At 69.4% G+C, this 17,885-nt stretch carries 19 protein-coding genes; 7 read left to right on the forward strand and 12 right to left on the reverse strand.

Going from position 1 to position 17,885, the window contains the following annotated elements:
• Positions 1–17: 17 nt before the first annotated feature.
• Complete coding sequence (locus G9C85_RS17380) at positions 18–677, forward strand: HD domain-containing protein (protein WP_166042328.1); 660 nt, start codon at positions 18–20, stop codon at positions 675–677.
• 1 nt (position 678) lies between these two features.
• Here G9C85_RS17380 and G9C85_RS17385 read toward each other — a convergent pair whose 3' ends face one another.
• Both G9C85_RS17385 and G9C85_RS17390 read right to left on the reverse strand, forming a co-directional pair.
• Positions 679–2,400: an LVIVD repeat-containing protein gene (locus G9C85_RS17385; RefSeq protein WP_166042330.1), complete on the reverse strand. Its 1,722-nt coding sequence runs from the start codon at positions 2,398–2,400 to the stop codon at positions 679–681.
• 117 nt (positions 2,401–2,517) lie between these two features.
• The gene (locus G9C85_RS17390) at positions 2,518–3,912 is read right to left on the reverse strand and encodes an LVIVD repeat-containing protein (protein WP_166042332.1); all 1,395 of its coding nucleotides are present in this window, start codon (positions 3,910–3,912) and stop codon (positions 2,518–2,520) included.
• A 157-nt stretch (positions 3,913–4,069) separates the two neighbouring features.
• Between G9C85_RS17390 and sufU the strand changes: the two genes are divergently transcribed.
• Entirely contained in the window at positions 4,070–4,519 is a 450-nt protein-coding gene (sufU, locus tag G9C85_RS17395) for a Fe-S cluster assembly sulfur transfer protein SufU (protein ID WP_166042333.1), read from the forward strand.
• A 177-nt stretch (positions 4,520–4,696) separates the two neighbouring features.
• Here the strand turns inward: sufU and G9C85_RS17400 are convergent, their stop codons facing one another.
• From G9C85_RS17400 to G9C85_RS17415, 4 genes are all read right to left on the reverse strand, one after another.
• The gene (locus G9C85_RS17400) at positions 4,697–5,650 is read right to left on the reverse strand and encodes an alpha/beta fold hydrolase (RefSeq protein ID WP_166042335.1); all 954 of its coding nucleotides are present in this window, start codon (positions 5,648–5,650) and stop codon (positions 4,697–4,699) included.
• Positions 5,651–5,856: 206 nt separating this feature from the next.
• Entirely contained in the window at positions 5,857–6,888 is a 1,032-nt protein-coding gene (gene radA, locus G9C85_RS17405) for a DNA repair and recombination protein RadA (protein ID WP_166042336.1), read from the reverse strand.
• A 258-nt stretch (positions 6,889–7,146) separates the two neighbouring features.
• Positions 7,147–7,353 (reverse strand): hypothetical protein, encoded by a 207-nt coding sequence (locus tag G9C85_RS17410; RefSeq protein ID WP_166042338.1) that lies wholly within the window; start codon positions 7,351–7,353, stop codon positions 7,147–7,149.
• Positions 7,354–7,356: 3 nt separating this feature from the next.
• Positions 7,357–7,983 (reverse strand): hypothetical protein, encoded by a 627-nt coding sequence (locus G9C85_RS17415; RefSeq protein ID WP_166042340.1) that lies wholly within the window; start codon positions 7,981–7,983, stop codon positions 7,357–7,359.
• Between the two features lie 474 nt (positions 7,984–8,457).
• Here G9C85_RS17415 and G9C85_RS17420 point away from each other — a divergent pair, with 474 nt between their 5' ends.
• Both G9C85_RS17420 and G9C85_RS17425 read left to right on the forward strand, forming a co-directional pair.
• Positions 8,458–9,312: a hypothetical protein gene (locus G9C85_RS17420; RefSeq protein WP_166042342.1), complete on the forward strand. Its 855-nt coding sequence runs from the start codon at positions 8,458–8,460 to the stop codon at positions 9,310–9,312.
• An 89-nt stretch (positions 9,313–9,401) separates the two neighbouring features.
• The gene (locus G9C85_RS17425) at positions 9,402–10,565 is read left to right on the forward strand and encodes an acyl-CoA dehydrogenase family protein (RefSeq protein ID WP_166042343.1); all 1,164 of its coding nucleotides are present in this window, start codon (positions 9,402–9,404) and stop codon (positions 10,563–10,565) included.
• A gap of 134 nt (positions 10,566–10,699) precedes the next feature.
• Here G9C85_RS17425 and G9C85_RS17430 read toward each other — a convergent pair whose 3' ends face one another.
• Both G9C85_RS17430 and G9C85_RS17435 read right to left on the reverse strand, forming a co-directional pair.
• Positions 10,700–10,888 carry a hypothetical protein gene (locus G9C85_RS17430; protein ID WP_166042345.1) on the reverse strand — a complete coding sequence of 63 codons (189 nt, stop codon included), beginning with the start codon at positions 10,886–10,888 and terminating at the stop codon, positions 10,700–10,702.
• Positions 10,889–10,913: 25 nt separating this feature from the next.
• Positions 10,914–11,819: a hypothetical protein gene (locus tag G9C85_RS17435; RefSeq protein ID WP_166042347.1), complete on the reverse strand. Its 906-nt coding sequence runs from the start codon at positions 11,817–11,819 to the stop codon at positions 10,914–10,916.
• A 256-nt stretch (positions 11,820–12,075) separates the two neighbouring features.
• On the opposite strand from G9C85_RS17435, the gene G9C85_RS17440 reads away from it, so the two are divergent.
• Positions 12,076–13,065, forward strand: coding sequence for a phosphotransferase family protein (locus G9C85_RS17440; protein WP_166042349.1), 990 nt, complete (start codon positions 12,076–12,078; stop codon positions 13,063–13,065).
• 41 nt (positions 13,066–13,106) lie between these two features.
• Here the strand turns inward: G9C85_RS17440 and G9C85_RS19040 are convergent, their stop codons facing one another.
• The gene (locus G9C85_RS19040; protein WP_240148956.1) at positions 13,107–13,706 is read right to left on the reverse strand and encodes a thiol-disulfide oxidoreductase DCC family protein; all 600 of its coding nucleotides are present in this window, start codon (positions 13,704–13,706) and stop codon (positions 13,107–13,109) included.
• A 46-nt stretch (positions 13,707–13,752) separates the two neighbouring features.
• On the opposite strand from G9C85_RS19040, the gene G9C85_RS17450 reads away from it, so the two are divergent.
• Positions 13,753–14,496, forward strand: a complete 744-nt coding sequence (locus G9C85_RS17450) for a DNA polymerase sliding clamp (protein ID WP_166042350.1) — start codon at positions 13,753–13,755, stop codon at positions 14,494–14,496.
• Between the two features lie 57 nt (positions 14,497–14,553).
• Here the strand turns inward: G9C85_RS17450 and G9C85_RS17455 are convergent, their stop codons facing one another.
• Positions 14,554–14,991: a hypothetical protein gene (locus tag G9C85_RS17455; protein WP_166042352.1), complete on the reverse strand. Its 438-nt coding sequence runs from the start codon at positions 14,989–14,991 to the stop codon at positions 14,554–14,556.
• A 94-nt stretch (positions 14,992–15,085) separates the two neighbouring features.
• Between G9C85_RS17455 and G9C85_RS17460 the strand changes: the two genes are divergently transcribed.
• Positions 15,086–15,292: a hypothetical protein gene (locus G9C85_RS17460; RefSeq protein WP_166042354.1), complete on the forward strand. Its 207-nt coding sequence runs from the start codon at positions 15,086–15,088 to the stop codon at positions 15,290–15,292.
• 493 nt (positions 15,293–15,785) lie between these two features.
• Here G9C85_RS17460 and G9C85_RS17465 read toward each other — a convergent pair whose 3' ends face one another.
• Together G9C85_RS17465 and G9C85_RS17470 are read right to left on the reverse strand one after the other, a co-directional pair.
• A complete protein-coding gene (locus G9C85_RS17465) occupies positions 15,786–16,391 on the reverse strand; it encodes a hypothetical protein (protein ID WP_166042356.1) in 606 nt (201 codons plus the stop codon).
• Positions 16,392–16,447: 56 nt separating this feature from the next.
• Positions 16,448–17,809 carry an MFS transporter gene (locus tag G9C85_RS17470; protein ID WP_166042357.1) on the reverse strand — a complete coding sequence of 454 codons (1,362 nt, stop codon included), beginning with the start codon at positions 17,807–17,809 and terminating at the stop codon, positions 16,448–16,450.
• Positions 17,810–17,885 lie beyond the last annotated feature (76 nt).

Here is a 17,885-nt window from a genome sequence, read left to right on the forward strand (position 1 = left end):
CCGCCGGTCGCTCCCGCATGGACGAGACTGCCGTCCGCGACGCCGCCCGCGAGTACTTCGACGGGCTGTCGCCGTGTCACGACGTCCAGCACGTCCGCCGGGTCGTCGCGACCGCGAAGCGACTCGCGGACGCGACCGAGCGCGGCGAGCACGGCCCGGCTCGCGACGTCGACCGGGACGTCCTCGTCGCCGCCGCGTGGCTGCACGACGTCGGGCGAGCGAAGGAGTCCCGCGGCGAGATCGACGACCACGCCGCGTGGGGCGCGAGCGAATCCCGTACCGTCCTCCGCGACCTCGGCGAGCGCGACGACGCGTTCCTGGACGCGGTCGCGCACTGCGTGCGCGCCCACCGGTTCTCGAACGACGTCGAACCCGAGACCCTCGAGGCCGAACTGCTCTGCGACGCGGACAACCTCGACGCGACCGGCGCCGTCGGCGTCGCTCGCGTCTTCGCGTACGCCGGCGAGTACGGGAACACGCTCCACGACCCCGACCTGCCGCCGGCGGCCGACGACTCGCCCGCCGGCGAGACGTCGTTCAACCACTTCCACAAGAAGATCCTCGAGCTCGCGGACCGAACGTACACGCCCGCCGGTCGCGCACTCGCCGCCGACCGGCAAGCGTACGTCGAGGAGTTCCTCGACCGCTTCGAGCGCGAAGCCCGCGGCGACGCCTGACTCACGCGTCGTCCGCGCCCTCGCCGTCGCTCCCGTGACCGTCGCCGTCCGTGTCATTGCCGAGGAGTCGCCAGAGTCCGAATCCCCCGCCCGCGATCGCGGTGAGTGCACCGAATCCGGGGATCGACCCAGAGTCGTCGGCGACCGTCGTTCCATCGCCGGTACTCGTCGTGGTCTCGCCCCCGCCGTCCGCCGTCGCCCCACCGTCGCCGTCCGTCGTCGCCCCGCCGGTGCCGCCAGTCGTCACCGTGCCGGGATCGGTCGACGTGTCCGACGCGGTCGACGTGTCCGGCGCGGTCGTCGGATCCGTCGTCGTGGTTCCAGCGCCCTCGCCCCCATCGTCCTCGAGGTCGGGGAACGCGCGGCGTTCCATCGTCCGCGCCGGTTCCGCGTCCTCGCCGTCGGGCTCCGGGAACACGTAGAAGCGCGCCCCCTCGCCGGCTCGCTGTTCCTCGCGCGAGTTCCGGGGGTCAGCGTAGCTCGCCGCGACGAACCCCGATTCGACCGGTTTCGCCGCCCAGAATGCCGTCGTCTCCGGGTCGCGCCACCCGCCGAGGAGCCGTGGATTCGCGAGGTCGCCGACGTCGTAGACGCGCACGCCGCCGCCGTACCACGACGTGTAGAGGCGGTCGCCGTCGATCCCGAAGTTGTGGGACGTCCACTGGGCGTCCTCGTCCTCGTCCGGGCCGGGCTCGGGCGGCCGGAGCACCGTCCGGAGCGCCGGCTCGCTCCCCGAGAGGTCCCAGCATTCGATGCCGCCCGGGCCGCCGTCGCGGTCGGTCTCCTCGGCGTCCCAGGCCTCCTTCCCGACGAACAGCGCGGACGCGTCCGCGTTCGGCTGCACGTAGTGGCTGTTCCCGGGGAGTTCCCGGAACTCCGGGTCGATCTGACCGAGTCCCGCGAGGTACTCGGGGTCGTGCCCGCCCAGGCGCGCGATCGCCGACGGGTCCGTCGGGTCCGAGACGTCGACGAGCCACGTCCCCGCGTCCCAGTACGCCACGTACAGCACGTCGTCCTGGACGTAGACGTCGTGCGTCTGCCGGTAGTTCCGGCCGGCCTCGGCCCACGCGTCGTCGGCGTCCGCGGCCTTCCAGCGCGCGACCTCCTCGGGGTCGTCGTCGCGCACGTCGTATATCACGGTCGGCGACCCCGATTCGCCGCTCCCCGTGAGGTAGACGAACTCGCCGTCTATGTACGAGTTGTGCGGCCCGAACGACGTCCCGTGGAACGCGACGCGCTCTGGGTTCGCGGGGTCGCTCACGTCGTAGAGGAAGAACCCCGAGAGGGACCCGCCGTACCCGTTCGGCCCGGAGACGAGCAGGCGGTCGCCGGACACCTTCACGTCCATGATGGACTCCATCGGCCCCTCGCCGTCGTGCGTGAGTCCGCGCTCCTCGTACAGCACGGTCGGGTTCGCGGGGTCGCTCGCGTCGACGACGCCGAACCCGTCGACGAGCGAGCAGTACGCCGTCTCGCCGTCGTCGTCGACGACCACCTCCGCGACCCCCTGGAGGTCGAGCGCGCCGGTGGGTTCGAGCGTCGATTCCGTCCCCTCTCGGCGGGACGTAGTGCGGGCAGTGCTACCGTCGCTCGCGGTTCGGGCGGCGGGAGCGCTACTCTCGATGCGGGCATTTGCGGTGCCGACGCCGGCGGTCCCGAGCGCGGCGAGACTCGCGAGCAGGTGGCGACGACGGACGCGACTGGTGGTGGAGGGCCGTGGCATGACGTCGCATTCAGTCCGGCGACGCAAAAGCGTCGCGCTGGCTCAAACGCTCGTTTGTGCCTCGTTCGAGAGCCAGCGTGCCCGTTCGCGGAGCCAGCACCTGCTCGAGCGTCCGGGTCACTCGTCGTCGTCAGCGGCCGCGTCGGCGTCGTCGGTCGCGTCGGCGGGGTCCGGGAACGGTCGGCGATCCATCGTTGGGGCGGGGACCGCGTCGTCCTCGTCGGGGTCTGGGAAGACGTAGAGTCGTGCGCCGTCGCCTTGGCGCTGGGCGCGCAGCGAGTACTGTGGTTGCAGGTAGCTCGTCGCAACGAATCCCGATTCGAGTGGGCGTGCGGTCCAGAACCACGTCCGCTCGGGGTCGCGCCACTCGCCCAGCAGCAGCGGTTCTGCGAGGTCGGCGACGTCGTAGACGCGGACGCCACCGCCGTGCCAGGACGTGTAGAGGCGGTCGCCGTCGACGCCGACGTTGTGCGCCGTCCACCCCGACCCCGTGCGGTCGCCGCGGGGCGCTGGCGGACTGAGCACCGATTCGACCGACGGCTCCACGCCGTCGACGTCGAGCGCGCGGAGGTCCCAGCATTCGATGCCGCCGGGACCGCCCTCGTGGAGCGTCGTCGGGACGTCGTGGGCTTCCTTCGAGACGAACAGCGCGGACGCGTCCGCGTTCGGGAGGACGGAGTGACTGTTCCCCGGGAGTTCGTCGAACTCCGCCGACAGTCCGTCGAGGGCCGCGAGGTACTTGGGGTCGTGCCCGCCGAGTCGAGCGATCGCCGTCGGGTCCGTCGGGTCCGAGACGTCGACGACCCACGTTCCGGCGTCCCAGTACGCGACGTACAGCACGTCGTCCTGGACGAACACGTCGTGGCAGTTCCGGTACGTTCGCGGAACGGTCCCCCAGGCGTCGTCGGCGTCCGCGGCCGTCCAGCGCGCGACCTCCTCCGGGTCGTCGTCGTCGTGTACGTCGTAGACGACGACGGGTTCGCCGAACTCGCCGCTCCCCGTGAGGTAGACGAATTCGCCTTCTACGAAGGCGTTGTGCGGGCCGAACTCGAGGTCCTGGAACGCGACGCGCTCTGGGTCCGCGGGGTCGCTCACGTCGAACAGGAAGAACCCCGAGAGGAACTCCGGCGGCGCGCTCGGGCCGGGGACGAGCAATCGGTCGCCGGACACCTTCACGTCCATCACCGAGACCATCCGCGAGTACGCGTCGCCGTCCGCCCGCAGGTCGCGGTCCTCGTGGACGACCGTCGGATCGAAGGGATTGCTCGCGTCGACGACCGCGAACCCGTCGCCGAGCGCGCAGTACACGGTCTCGCCGTCGTCGCCGACGACCGCCTCCGCGACCCCGTCGAGGTCGAGTCGCCCCGCTGGCTCGACGGTCGGGAACGCCCCGGGCGCGCGCCCGGCATCGCCCGTAGTGTCGTCGACGAGCACGCTCGCCGACCCGGCCGCTGCGAGTCCGGCGAGGACGCACCGCCGCGACCAGCGGCCCGATGCACCACGCTGGCTCATACGCGCCCATACGACCGCTCGCGACAAACGTCTCCCTGTCAGGTACCGACCGGTTGACGACGTCTCCACGACGCGCCCGCGACGCGACTGCGACGGAGCCCTCGTTTCGCATGCTGCGGAACCCTTTTGCGGCGCACGACCCTACTCGGAGGCAACGATGGGACTGGGATCGGACATGTACCGACAGCAGATCCTCGATCACTACAAGAACCCGCGCAACTACGGGGAGATCGAGGAGGCGACGTTCACGCACGTCGGCGAGAACCCGATGTGTGGCGACGAGATCACGGTCGACGTCGTCCTCGAGGACGACGACGAGACCATCGAAGCGGTCGCGTTCCGCGGCGACGGCTGCGCGATCTCGCAGGCGAGCGCGAGCATGCTCACGTCGAAGCTCCGCGGGAAGACGCTCGACGAACTCGACGAGATGGACCGCGACGACGTCATCGACATGCTCGGCGTCGACATCTCGCCGATGCGCGTCAAGTGCGCAGTCCTCGCGGAGAAGGTCGCACAGGACGGCGCCGCCATCTACCGGGGCGACATCGAGGACGTCGACGTCACGCGAACCGAAGAAGACGACGCCGACGTCCCCGACGACGCCTGACCAGTCACCTTTTCGCCCACGTTTTGCGACCCGTGAGCGATAGCGAACGGGTCGACAAAAGGTGGTCGCACGTCACGCGAACCGAAGAGGACGACGCCGACGTCCCCGACGACGCCTGACCAGTCACCGTTTCGCCCGCGTTCTCCGGCAGCGATCCACGAGCGGAGAGCCGCGACGCTAGGCGAGTCCGTCGACGAACTCTCGGATAGCGGCAGTGACGAATCTGGGGTCGTCGACGATGGAGCCGTGGCCGCCACCGGGAACGACGCGGACGTCGACGTCGGCGTTCAGGAGGGTGGCGGCGAGGCGCGTGGACATCTCCCTGAGGACGCCTGGTATCGCGTCGCCGTAGAGCACGAGCGTGGGCGCGGTGATGGCGGCCGGATCGAGGTCGCTGCGCGGGAAGGCGGCGCAGGCGTCGGCCGCCTTGACGAGTTCGCGGTGCGCGATGGGCGGGTCGGCGGCCATGAGGTCGAGGATGGCGTCGCCGTTCCCCGCGGAACCGGGCGCGAGCGTCTCGTAGACGCGCATCTGGAAGCGGTTCAGGGTCTCGTAGGCGACGACGCGGTCCAGCCGGGCGAGTACCTGGACGAATCCCATGACGAGGCGGCCGCGGACGCCGAGCGGCGTCGTGCTGAACGTGTCGACGAGCGCGACGCCGGCGACGTCGTCGGGGTAGGTGGCGGCGTACTGCTGGACGACGGCGCCGCCCATCGACGATCCGACGATGACGGGGCGGTCGACGTCGAGCGCGTCGAGGAGCGCGCGCAGGTCGCTCGCGTACAGGTGCATGTCGTACGACGTCACGTCGGACCCGCCCGTGTGGCCGTGGCCGCGCGTGTCGTACGCGACGACGTCGTAGTCGTCGCCGAGGGCCGCCAGCTGGGGCGCCCAGACCGTGCCGCTCATCCCCAGCGGGTGAACGAACACGACCGGTGGCCCGCTCCCACGCCGGTAGTAAGCGGTGTCGACGTCGTTCGTCCGGACGGTCCCGCGCTCGAGGTCGTCGAGCGCGTCGAACGTCGCGAGGAAGTCGACTGATTCGGTGGCTGGCGACCCGTCGGTCGTCGCGCCGGACACGACCGCGTCGTCGGTCGACCGGTCGGGGTCCGCGGAGTGCAACTCGTCCATGGGAACGATACGCACGCCCCGGGGATAACGATGTCTCGCGGACGGCGGCCCACGTCTCCGACGGGCGACGGCTGCGCTTCGTCGACCCTGACCGCGACGGCGACCGTACTTCGTCGACCCCGACCGCTACGCGTGGACGCGAGGACGCTTCAAAAACGAGGACTTCGACCGGTTCGAACGACGCCGCAGCGTGGCGACGGCCGCGATTATTCCGGCTCGAGACCCTTGTCGGTGACGCGCATCACGGACTCGGCGTCCGCGAGGTTCGGCGCGTCGACGAGCCGCACGATGCGCTTGTCGTTCTTGGACTTCCGGAGGTACATCCGGAACGTCGACTTGTGGCCGAGGATGTTCCCGCCGATCGGCTGCGTCGGGTCGCCGAAGAACGAGTCCGGGTTCGACGCGACCTGGTTCGTCACGAGCACCGCGCAGTTGTAGAGGTTCCCGACGCGGTCGAGGTCGTGCAGGTGCTTGTTCAGCTTCTGCTGGCGTTCCGCGAGCTCGCCACGGCCGACGTACTCCGCGCGGAAGTGCGCGGTCAGCGAGTCGACGTTCAGGAGGCGCACCGGCCAGTCGGTGTCCTCGTGCTCCTTCGCGAGCTCCTGGGCCTTCTCCGCGAGCAGCATCTGGTGGTTCGAGTTGAACGCCTTCGCGACGTGGATCTTCTCGAGGACGTCCTCCATGAGTTCGTCCATCGCGTCCTCGTCGTCGGGCGTCCCCTCGATGCCGCGGTCGTCCATCGTCGCCTGGATGAGTTCGTCGTCGAGTCCGCGCACCATGTCGTCGATGCGCTCCGGGCGGAACGTGTCCTCGCTGTCGATGAAGATGACGCTCCCGCGGAGGCCGCCGTGCTCCTTGGGGAGCTGGACGTTCACGGAGAGCTGGTGCGTGACCTGGGACTTCCCGGCCCCGAACTCGCCGTACACTTCGGTGATCGACTGGGTCTCGACGCCGCCGCCGAGCATGTCGTCCACCTCGTCGATCTGCCAGGAGAGCTTCCCGATCTCGTTCCGTCGCTCCAGTACCTGCGCGCCGCTCTCGAATCCGCCGATGTCCGCCTGCTCGCGCGCCGCCTGCACGATGTCCGACGCGGTGGACTCGCCGACGTCCGCCTGGTTCGAGAGTTCGCCGCTCGCGGCGACGGCGACGCCCTGGAAGGACGTGTAGCCTGCGTCGCGGAGCTTGTCTGCCGTTGCCGGACCCACACCCGGGAGTTCTTCGAGGTCTGCGTCTACCATACACGCTACTGGCGCGGGAAGGGGTATAAACCCTCGTTAACAGGAGAGTGAAAGTGAAAACGCGGATAGGGAACCCGTTCGTCGAGGGGTCGACGCGAGGATTCAAACGAGAAGAACAGATTCGCCACTGGACAGCGACGTGCCACAGCGATCAGCGAGGGCGGCGCGATTCGCGCGCGGGCGGCGCCCACGCGGAGTGGAGACCGACGACGGGAGAGAATGGGCCGAAGTGGCGGGAAGAGTGCCCTCGAAAGCCGCCTACTTCTGCGTGATCTTGAGGGACCCCCAGAGAAGGAAAATGACGGGGGCGAGAAAGCCCTCGACGAACCCGGGGAGGACGAACGACCGGGTGCCGAGAAAGTCGGCGATGGCAGAAGTGAGGAGAGCGAGTCCGGCACCGACGAGAAGGAGCGACAGGCAGTTCTCAGCGAGGGAATTGGCTTCGGGGAAGACGTCGAGCGACATCGCTCACTCCCAAGGGTGGCGACCCTCCCGCTCGGGCCAGTAGGGGTACCAGTACTCCTTGTCGGGTTCGATGCCGAGTTCCGTCCCGAACTGACTCTCGAGCTTGAACTCGACGCCGCTGTCGCGCTCGCTCGTGCCGTTCGGCACGAACGGGTAGTACGCGCCGCGGCGGAACGAGTACACCCAGTACGCGTGCTCGGGTTCGGTGCCGTCCCCATCGACGTTCTCGAACGCGAACAGCGCGGCGAGCAGTCGCGACCCGTAGTCGCGCTCGACGAGCGTGTCCGCGGCGAAGTGCACGCTCGTCACGAGGTCCTCGGGGTCAGTGTCGTCGTGGAGGACGACCCAGTTGTAGCCGTGGCTGTCCTCGTGGAAGTCCGCCTCGGTGCCGGTCTCCTCGCCGCCGGCGTCGAGGATCGCCTTCACCTCGTCGACGGTGTCGGCGAAGTCCGTGCTGTCGACGTCCGCGAAACAGAGCGCGGCGTCGCCCGTGGACTCCCATCCGAGTTCCGCGCCCATCGTGATGTACGCCGTACTCATCCCGAAGAGGTCCTCCGGGTCGGCGCCCCGCGAGGCGTCCGCCTCGGCGCGCGACCCCAGCACCGCACGTAGCGAATCCAGCAAGCCCATGCTCGAACGTGGCACCCCAGGCATCTTTGCCCTGACGGACGCCGGCGGTGGCGTCGGTCGGAACGCGATGACCGCGATCGAGCGTCCGATGCTATCGTTCTTTAAGTCAGTCTGGTCTCAATGGGTCATAGTGAGGCAGTGGACGCCGGCCCGCGGCGTCCTTCTCCGCGCAACCATTCGTCTTCGAGCAGCCGCTTCGTCGCCGAGCAACTACTTCGTCGACGGGCGACGACGCGACGGTCGCGCTCGGGCAGGGTCCCCGGTCGACCTTTAAGTCAGTCTGGTCTCAATGGGTCATAGTGAGGCAGTCGGCGCCGCCCGGCGGCGTCGTTCGTTCTCCGATGGACTCGTCCGCCAGCGTCGGGTTCGCTCGTCGCTCCGGACCGAGAGGCGCGTCGAGAGACCCCCCGAGGACGCAGGTGCGTGGTTCCAGAAGCGTTGACTTTTCATACTGGAACGCCGTTACCGATACTAATGGCAGCGAGTGCGATAGATGCGATCAGGCAGCCCGAGTACACGGGCGAGAATCGGTGCATGGCGTGCACGGCGGTCAACGGCGTGCTCGCGGTTGCGTTCGCGGGCGCCGTGGGCGCCGGGGCGGCCGCCGCGAGCGCAGAACCGTTCGTCGCCGCCGGAGCAGCGGGCGCCGTCCTCGCGCTCTCCACGGCGAGCATCTGGCTCCGGGGCTACCTCGTCCCCGGCACGCCCGAACTCACCAAGCGGTACATGCCCGAGTGGCTGCTCGCGTGGTTCGGGAAAGCGCCCGCAGACGCGAGCGGCCTCGACGGCGCGAGCGACGCCGTCGACCCGAGCGAGGTCGAGGTCGACCCCGAGCGCGTCCTCCTCGACGCCGGCGCCGTCGAACCCTGCGAGGACGTCGACGACCTCTGCCTGAGCGACGCGTTCGCCGACGCCTGGCAGACCGAGATGGACGCCATCGACGACATCCAGGTCGAGGACGCACTCGCCACGTTCGGGTTCGACGACAGCGACTACGAGCTGAGCCGGCGCGACGACGCCGTCCTCCTGAACCGCGGCCCGCACCGCATCGGCCAGTGGCCGAGCGAAGCCGCACTCGTCGCCGACGTCGCCGGTGCGCGCGCACTCGCCGACCGCTATCCGGACTGGGCGGACATGCAGCCCGTCGCCAAGGGTCGCGTCCTCAACGGTCTCCGCGTCTTCCTCGAGACGTGCCCGGACGGCTCCGCCGCCGAGTTCCGCGAGGACACCGTCGAATCCTGCTGCTCGAGCTACGACGTCGTCACCGTCGAATGCGCGGGCAGCGGCGAACGCCTCTTCGAGCAGCGCGTCGACGACCTCCCCGCCTGAGACCGAGGACCGGTTCCGACCCCGAGGACGGACCGTTCCCGGGCTTGAAAAGTAGGAGCGCTTTTCACGAGGTAGACCGCAGTGATCGTATGCTCGATTACGTCGGACTGGAGGCGGACCTCGGCGAGGAGGAACGCCTCATCCGGAACACGGCACGTGACTTCGTCGAGGACCAAGTGCAGCCCGACATCGCCGACCACTGGGAGGCGGGGACGTTCCCGATGGACGTCATCGGCGAGATGGGCGATCTCGGCTTCTACGCACCGAACCTCGACGGGTACGACCTGCCGAACGTCAGCGAGAAAGCGTACGGGCTCCTCATGCAGGAACTCGAGGCCTGTGACTCCGGCATCCGGTCGATGGCGAGCGTCCAGGGCGCACTCGTCATGTACCCGATCTTCGCGTTCGGGAGCGAGGCCCAGAAGGACGCGTGGCTCCCGAAGCTCGGTCACGGCGAGGCCGTCGGCTGCTTCGGCCTCACGGAGCCGAACCACGGCTCGAATCCCTCCGCGATGGAGACCCACGCCGAAGCCGACGGCGACGGGTACGTCCTGAACGGCTCGAAGACGTGGATCACGAACTCCCCGATCGCGGACGTCGCGGTCGTCTGGGCGAAGGACCGCACCGACGACGACACCCCCGTGCGTGGGTTCCTCGTGGAGACCGACAAGGCGGGTGTGACGACGAACAAGATCGAGGACAAGCTCTCGCTCCGCGCGTCGGTCACGGGCGAGATCGCGCTCGACGACGTGCACGTGGACGCGGACGACGTCCTCCCCGGCGTCCGCGGCATGAAGGGCCCGCTGGCGTGCCTCACGCAGGCTCGCTACGGGATCGCGTGGGGCGCGGTCGGCGCGGCGATGGACTGCTTCCAGACCGCCCTGGAGTACTCGACGGACCGCGAGCAGTTCGGACAGCCCATCGGCGGGTTCCAGCTCCAGCAGCGCAAGCTCGCAGAGATGGCGACCCAGATCACGACCGCGCAGTTGCTCGCGCACCGCCTCGCGGACCTCAAGGAACGCGGCGACCTCCGCCCCCAGCACGTGTCGATGGCGAAGCGCAACAACGTCCGGATGGCTCGCGAGACCGCGAAGACGGCCCGCGAGATGCTCGGCGGGAACGGCATCACGGGCGACTACTCGCCGATGCGGCACATGGCGAACATCGAGACCGTGTACACGTACGAGGGCACGCACGACATCCACACTCTCATCCTCGGCGAGGACCTCACCGGAATCGCGGCGTTCGAGTAGCGTCGCAGGCGCTGCGGGAACGTTTGTATCGTCTCGGCTATCGGGTGTGGTCGTTGGCGTCGGGTGAACCGTGGTTGCTGGCGGTGTCGACCGGAAGCCGGAAGGACGGAAGCGGGAAGGGCGGCAGGGGGGTGCTAGTCGAGGTACTGCTTGGCGAGGAGGCCGGCGAGCGACAGGACGCCGACGGTCATGAGGCCGTAGTAGACGGCGTCGCCGGCGGTCGGGACGAGGAAGTAGGCGGCGCTCCCGAGGAGGGCCGCGACGACGACGAGCGCGAGGACTGCACCGTCGATGCTGCCGCCGAAGTCGATTGTCGTTGTCATAACTGTAAGTTGAGACGTCAGTTACTTAGTTGCAATGGACGCACCCGGTGCAGGCGTACCCGGTGCCGCCGCACATCGCCATGATGCAGAGTGCACAGCCGGGTCCGACGGCGGAGCAGGACGCCATGCAGGCGCCACAGCCGCCGGTCGCCATGAGGCACCGCCAGCACCAGTCCGGGCCGCACTTGCCGTTGTGGTTGGCGATGGAGATGCCGTCGTCGTCGCTGTCTGACGTGGTCGAGTACGAGAAGGCGTCGACGTCGGATTCGGTGTAGATGCTGCCGCCCGAGACCTCGACGGTGCGGACGTCGTCGTTCTCGTCGATGTACTTGAGGACGAACGCGTTCGCGGCGGACGACGCGTAGGCCGAGACCGTCTCGGGGTCGAGGTCGAGGTCGTCGAGCATCGTGCGGAGTTCGCGGTCGGTCGCGACGCGCGTGAGGACGACGTCGTCGTCGAGTCCGGTGAGGATGGCGGAGCGTTCGTTCGGGAGCGATCGGTGCTCGTCGGGGAGCAGGCCGCGTGCCCGGACGTCGTCGAAGCGGAACGCTGCCTCGGTGGTGCCGGTCTCGTGAACGCCGTACGCGATGCTCCCCACCTGTGTCGGGACGTACGTGACGTGTATCGTGACGTCCTGGTTGGACTTCGTGGTGCTGGCGGCACGCTTCGAGAGGACCTTCGGGGAGCCGAGTTCGTCCAGGATGGACTGGACTTTCGAGTCGTCGAGTGCGGCCTCGACGTCTTCGTCGGTCGCTCGCCCGGGCGGGGTGGCAGTGGCGGTGCCAGCGGCGGCGGTGCCAGCGGCGGCGGTGCCAGCGGCGACGGCGCCACCGGCGACGCTCATCTGCTGGAGGAACTTTCGTCGAGTACCGGATACGTCTTCGAACGTGGAAGTTCTGTCGTCCGTCATGTTGCGTTCGGTGATGTCCACCGGGAACAATTAAAACCAGTGAAAGTAATATAATTTTTATATTTTAGAGTTCGTCCGAAGAGTGTCGAGGTATCCGTCCCGAACTGAGCGTCACAGTTTTAGTAGATAATCTGCGCGGTGTGTTCGGGCTCGAAACAAAATCAGTGACCCCGACATCGCTCGTCGTTCCAGTCCAGTCACGGCAGCCGGGGGCGAGCGACCGCTGTCGGTCGCGACGCCCCGAACGCACTTCGGTCCACGGGCACTCGTTGGAGTGATGCGCGACGGCGTCGAGCGGGCGTTATCGCGTGCGTTCCCGGAGCGTGCGGTGGCGGAGACGTCGCGGGTATCGGGGTCCGACCGCCCGGGGAACGAGACGGTGCGCGTGCGGTTCGCCGACGACGTGGTGGCGTTCCTGAAGGTCGCGGTCGACGGCGGAGCGACGGCGCGCGAGCGGCTGTCGCGGGACGCGGCGGCGACGCGGTACGCGCGCTGGAACGCGGACGTCCGCGTCCCGGAGGTCCTCGCGGTGGATGCGTCTGGGACGCCCGCGTACGTCGCGACCGCGGCGCTGTCCGGGACGGCGATCGCGACGGACTGGCCGGTCGACTCGACGGTGGCGCGAGCGACGGTACTGCGCGCGGTCGGGCGAGCACTCGCTGGCGTGCACGCCGCCGCCGACTTCGACGAGCACGCTCGAATCCGCGGGGGGAGCGACGACGGAGAGCGCCTGGACCTGGAGCCCGGACCGTGGTCGACGGTGCTCGAGGACGCGATGACCGCACGCGCCGACGCGCTGTTCGCGGACCGGTTCCGGGACCGACTCCCGGACGTCCTCGCAGCCGTGGACGCGGCGAGCGACGGCCTCGACGCGGCGCCGGCGACGCTCGTCCACGACGACCCGCGGCCCGAGAACTGCCTCGTCGACTCCGACGGCCCCGGGCTCGTGGACTGGGAGACCGCGCTCGTCGGCGACCCGGCGCTCGACCTCGTCCGCGCCGAAGCACAGTACGTCGAGCGCGCGGCCATCGCGGACGCGGACGGCGGCCGATTGCGGCGCGCGCTCCGCGCGGGCTACCGCGACCACGCCGGCCGACTCCCGGACGGGTTCGTCGAGCGTCACCCGCTGTACCGCGTCGTGACGTTCCTCGACGCGGTGCGGACGTTCGAGCACTGGGCGCCGGACGCGAGCGAGGACGTCGACGACCTGGCGGCGTGGGTGCGCGGCGAACTCGACGTGCGACTGGACGCCGTCGACGGCGAGTAGGTCCCGTCCGCGACCCCCGAAGTGGTCGCGTCGACGCGGGGTCAGTCCCGTGATGGTGGTTTCTTCGACCGGACTCGCCCGAACCAGTCGCGGTGGTCGGCGACGAACCGATAGACGGGGTCGCGGACGCGACTGCGTGCACCCTCCGGGAGCGTCGCGAACGCGCGAGCGGCGGTTCCCTCGGTCGTGTCGAGGTGCGTGGCGACGAACTCCGCCGCCTCGCCACAGGAGTACGTGTCGTCGCCGTCGAAGACGTGCATGCAGTCCTCGTACTCGTCGGGGAGCCGCTCGCGTTCCGCGGGCGACAGCTCCGAGAACCCCAGGAGGTGAAAGTAGCCGTGAACGTCGGCGTACTCCGCACTCCACGTGCAGAACCCGCAGTCGTCGTCGTACACGATCGTCGGACGGCTCATGACCGCTCCTACGCTCGGGGGCTTCAAGAGCGCCACGACCTCGGCCTCGGCGACTCGTTCGTGGCGCGGACGCCGGCCCGTTCCCGGCGCCGTCGGCGACCCGTTTCTGGCGCCGACCGCGACCGCCTCCGGGTTCCCGTAGCCGACCGCTTCCATCGTCGTCCGCGGGCCGTCGCGACCGGGCGCGCTGGCGGCCGCGAACGCCGCGCGCGCCCCAAGCCCGTGCATCGGAAAGGGTGTCTTTTTAGGGGTCGGTTTCGTACGACGAGACAATATGTTCAAGGCCATCGTGAGCGCGGATACGCTCAAGACGACGCTCGATTCCGTGAGCGTCCTGGTGGACGAGTGCAAGATCCACCTCGAGGAGGACGGCCTCGAGATCCGCGCCGTCGACCCCGCGAACGTAGGCATGGTCGACCTGGACCTTTCAGCTGACGCGTTCGAGTCGTACGAGGCCGACGGCGGCCTCATCGGCGTGAACCTCTCCCGGCTCGAGGACATCGCTGGCATGGCCGACGCCGGCCAGCTCGTCAGTCTCGAGCTCGACGAGGAGACGCGCAAGCTCCACATCCAGATCGACGGACTCGAGTACACGCTCACGCTCATCGACCCCGACTCGATCCGCCAGGAACCGGACATCCCGGACCTCGACCTCGCCGCAGAGGTCGTCGTCGAAGGGAAGGACATCAATCGCGCCGTCAAGGCCGCCGACATGGTCAGCGACCACATCGCACTCGGCGTGAACGGCAGCGACGAGTTCTTCTACATCGACGCCGAGGGCGACGCGGACGACGTCCACCTGGAACTCACGCGCGACGACCTCATCGACCTCTCCGCCGCCGACGCACGCAGCCTGTTCTCCCTGGACTACCTCAAGGACATGGACAAGGCCATCCCGAAGGACGCGGAGGTCACGATGGAACTCGGCGAAGAGTTCCCCGTGAAGATGCACTTCGACATCGCCGAGGGCATGGGCCACGTCACGTTCATGCTCGCGCCCCGCATCCAGTCGAACTGATCGACGGTCGATTCTCGCGGTTCTCCTCTCGACGACGCGGACTTCGGTAGCGCCGGGTTAGTCCTCGGCCGCCCAGGTCGCGCGTTCGGCGGCGGTGTAGCCGGCGACGCCGGTGGCGAGCGAGCCGATTGCGGTGAAGGCGACGAGGGCGACGAGGAGGCTCTGGTCGTCGCCGTGACGGAGCGCGTGCATCGCGGCCCCGGTACCGAGGAGGATGGTCGCGGTCGCAGCGGCGGCGAGTGCGGCACGGCCGTAGTCCCGGAACATGACGGCGGCGCCGCCGAAGTATCCGGTGGCGAGCGCGAAGTGGGCGCCGGCGAAGAACGCGGCCATCGCGTAGAAACCCGCCGGGAGCAGTATCGCGAACTGGCCGCCGACGCCGAGGACGGTGACGAGCGCGACCCGCCGGACGCCGAACCGGGCGACCGCGGCGTACGTCGGCGTGGTCGGCCACTCCGGGTTCGACCACGCGCGCAACGACTGGAGGACGGCCATGCGTTCTCGTACTGCTCGGTGGAACAAAAAGCTATCACTCGTCGGTTCAGTCGCAACACAAACCACTAAATCGCTCGTTCGTGTTCGTCGGCGCATGGACACGATGCTCGTCAGAGCGGGTGCACTGCTCGCGGTGGTCGGCGGCACGCTCGCGGTGTACGACTCGATAGTCGCCGCCATCGGCGAGCCGGGCGTCTCCATGGCCAGCGGGCTCCTCATGCTCGCCGCGAGCGCCATGATGACTATCGGGTGGGTTCGTGAGGCGGGGTCGACCGAGCCGGCAGGTAGTACGAACGAATAACCGAGACCGAACCCGTCCCCGGGCCCTCCCTGCCGCTCTCGCGGTCGTTCAGTTGCCGGGGGACGCACTCGGACTGCTCGACAAATCGTCGTTCTACCTGCTCTTCGCGTTCTGCGTGAGTTTCGCACTGGATGGGTTCCTCTACGCGAACCGCGCGAACCTCTGAACGCCCGTCGCGAGGGTCGTCCGCCCGGCATGGTGAGGCGCGCGAGCCGGCCGCGTCGTCGAGCCCGCAGCGGCGAGACGGCGCGGGTCGACGCGTGCGAGGGACGAGTGCGACGACGAACGCAGAGAGTCGTCGCACGAGTCGGTTGGGGAGGACGAGGCGCGGTGCGGTCGCGGTGGCGTCGCGGGGCGGCCCCACAGGCACCGGCTGTCGGCGCAGTCCCGTGGTTCGCGCCCGTGACCAGCACCGTCGATACCACCGAACCCCCACTCGTCATCCCCGCAACACCGTCGTGAATTGCCCGCGGTTGCCACCCCCACGGTAGAATCAGACGCGCCTGTCGATGACCGCCTTCGCCGCCTTCGCCTTCTCCTTCCAGCCGTAGCCCTGCTCGTGGACGTGCCGCTTCGACGCCACGAGTTCCTCCGGCGATTCTTCCTCGAACCCGCCGCGCTGCCACGTCCCGGATTCTTTCAGCCAGTCGACGACCTTCTCCTTCGTCTCGGGCCACGTGAGCCCGATCATCTCGTAGTACGCGACCATCGCGAACACGCTGTTGTCGTGCGCGCCCGGCACGCTCCCTTCCTCGTAGATCGTCTTCACGGGATCGTGGGGCGGATGCGCGAGTCGCTCGCGGTACTCGTCGGGGGTGACGAGTTCGAGGACTTCGCGACCGCTCTCGTCGGTCGTCTCGTCGACCCTGCGCGTCGTCTGCAGTTCCTGGAGGACGGCCTGGTGGAGCGAGTCCCAGTCGCCGTGCGCGGCCGCCCGCAGTTCGTCCTCGCCCTTCGCGCCGTCGGCGAGCGCGGCGACGACGTCGGTGTACGCCTTCTCGACGTCGAACCACGGCGTGCCCGTGAACTTGCAGTCGAAGTCGTGGAGGTCGTTCGTGCTCCGACAGCCCGGGCACGGGTACTTGAAGTAGCGCGCCACGAGCCACGAGTAGCGGCCGCTGGCCTATGAGCGTACCGCTCTCGGTCGCGAGGGAGCTAGCCGGCGGTCGCGCGCTCGCGGCGCTCGCGGCGCGCGACCACGACGAGCGCGGGGACGAGGAGGATTGCGCCGGCGACGAACGGCGACCAGCGCGCGCCGAACTCGTAGAGCCCCGCCATCACGGGCGGCCCGACCGTTCGGCCGAGGCTGCCCGCGCCCTGCGTGACGCCGAACGCCGACCCCTGCTCGGTCGCGCTCGCGCTCCGGGAGACGAGCGCGCCGAGCGCCGCCGACAGCAGGCCGTTCCCGAGCGGGACGAGTGGCAGCAGGAGGACGAGCGCGACGACGCCGGGCGCGAGCCCACCCACGGCGAGCGCGGCGAACCCACCGATGTCGGGCGTGAACGGGAGGACGGCCGCGCCGACGGCGAGGACGCCGAGGCCGACGACGGCCATCCGCCCGTCCCCGATGCGCCGGGAGACCCGCGGGACGAGCCCGCCCTGGACGACGACGCCGAGCACGCCGATGTACGTCAAGAACGCCGCCGCCTGCGGTTCGACGAACCCGAAGACGTCCGCGAGCCACGGGATGAACGCGACCGTGACGCCGGAGAACGCGACGTTCACGAGGAAGAACGCGACGACGAGCCCGCGAAGTCGGTCGTCGGCGAGCGCGGCCCGGAACTGCGAGACGAGCGTCGTCGGCGCGGGCCCGCCCGTCGGGGCGTCCTCCGGGACCGCATCGGTCTCGCCGCCGCCGTCGTCGCGGATGCTCGCCGGATCGGGGAGGAATCGCCACGCGACGGCGGCGCCCGCGAGCGAGATCGCGGCGGCGGCGAAGCTCGGCATCGAGAACCGCGTCACGGGCACGAACCCGGGGAGGACGCCGCGCGCGAGCTCGAGGACGGCCGGGCTGGCGAGGACGCCGCCGAGCGCGGGCCCGACGATGAACCCGACGCTGAACGCCGCGCCGAGGACGCCGAGCGCGCCCGCGCGGTCCGCCGGGGGCGTGATGTCGGCGACGTACGCCTGCGCCGTCGCGATGTTCCCGCCCGCGGCGCCGGCCCCGATCCGTGCGACGAACACGAGCCAGAGCGCACCGGCGACGCCGAACACCGTCCACGCGACCGCGCCACCGAGCAACGAGACGACGATGACGGGCCGTCGACCGTACCGGTCACTGATCCGGCCGAGGAAGGGCGCGCTCGCGAACTGCGCGAGCGAGTACGACGCCGCCAGCAGCCCGATGAAGACGTCGTTCGCGACGAACGACCGCACGTAGAACGGCAGGATGGGGATGACGATCCCGAACCCCAGGAGGTCGAGCACGACGACGAACACGATCACCGCGAACGCGCGTCGCCGACGCTTCGGGACGTCGGCGAACCGGGCGCTCGCGGCCGCCGCTGGCGCGGACATACTCCAAGCCGTCGGGGAGCGAGCCCATAACGGCTTGGTCGAACGCGGCGGTCTCAGCCAGTTGCGAGACCGCGAC

The organism is Halorubellus sp. JP-L1 (assembly GCF_011440375.1).
Classification (GTDB): domain Archaea; phylum Halobacteriota; class Halobacteria; order Halobacteriales; family Natrialbaceae; genus Halorubellus.

Excerpts from the sequence above, each read along its gene's own strand:
- G9C85_RS17380 (WP_166042328.1), top strand. The coding sequence starts at position 18 with ATGGACGAGACTGCCGTCCGCGACGCCGCCCGCGAGTACTTCGACGGG.
- G9C85_RS17385 (WP_166042330.1), bottom strand. The coding sequence starts at position 2,400 with ATGCCACGGCCCTCCACCACCAGTCGCGTCCGTCGTCGCCACCTGCTC.
- G9C85_RS17390 (WP_166042332.1), bottom strand. The coding sequence starts at position 3,912 with ATGAGCCAGCGTGGTGCATCGGGCCGCTGGTCGCGGCGGTGCGTCCTC.
- sufU (WP_166042333.1), top strand. The coding sequence starts at position 4,070 with ATGGGACTGGGATCGGACATGTACCGACAGCAGATCCTCGATCACTAC.
- G9C85_RS17400 (WP_166042335.1), bottom strand. The coding sequence starts at position 5,650 with ATGGACGAGTTGCACTCCGCGGACCCCGACCGGTCGACCGACGACGCG.
- radA (WP_166042336.1), bottom strand. The coding sequence starts at position 6,888 with ATGGTAGACGCAGACCTCGAAGAACTCCCGGGTGTGGGTCCGGCAACG.
- G9C85_RS17410 (WP_166042338.1), bottom strand. The coding sequence starts at position 7,353 with ATGTCGCTCGACGTCTTCCCCGAAGCCAATTCCCTCGCTGAGAACTGC.
- G9C85_RS17415 (WP_166042340.1), bottom strand. The coding sequence starts at position 7,983 with ATGGGCTTGCTGGATTCGCTACGTGCGGTGCTGGGGTCGCGCGCCGAG.
- G9C85_RS17420 (WP_166042342.1), top strand. The coding sequence starts at position 8,458 with ATGGCAGCGAGTGCGATAGATGCGATCAGGCAGCCCGAGTACACGGGC.
- G9C85_RS17425 (WP_166042343.1), top strand. The coding sequence starts at position 9,402 with ATGCTCGATTACGTCGGACTGGAGGCGGACCTCGGCGAGGAGGAACGC.
- G9C85_RS17430 (WP_166042345.1), bottom strand. The coding sequence starts at position 10,888 with ATGACAACGACAATCGACTTCGGCGGCAGCATCGACGGTGCAGTCCTC.
- G9C85_RS17440 (WP_166042349.1), top strand. The coding sequence starts at position 12,076 with ATGCGCGACGGCGTCGAGCGGGCGTTATCGCGTGCGTTCCCGGAGCGT.
- G9C85_RS19040 (WP_240148956.1), bottom strand. The coding sequence starts at position 13,706 with ATGCACGGGCTTGGGGCGCGCGCGGCGTTCGCGGCCGCCAGCGCGCCC.
- G9C85_RS17450 (WP_166042350.1), top strand. The coding sequence starts at position 13,753 with ATGTTCAAGGCCATCGTGAGCGCGGATACGCTCAAGACGACGCTCGAT.
- G9C85_RS17455 (WP_166042352.1), bottom strand. The coding sequence starts at position 14,991 with ATGGCCGTCCTCCAGTCGTTGCGCGCGTGGTCGAACCCGGAGTGGCCG.
- G9C85_RS17460 (WP_166042354.1), top strand. The coding sequence starts at position 15,086 with ATGGACACGATGCTCGTCAGAGCGGGTGCACTGCTCGCGGTGGTCGGC.
- G9C85_RS17470 (WP_166042357.1), bottom strand. The coding sequence starts at position 17,809 with ATGTCCGCGCCAGCGGCGGCCGCGAGCGCCCGGTTCGCCGACGTCCCG.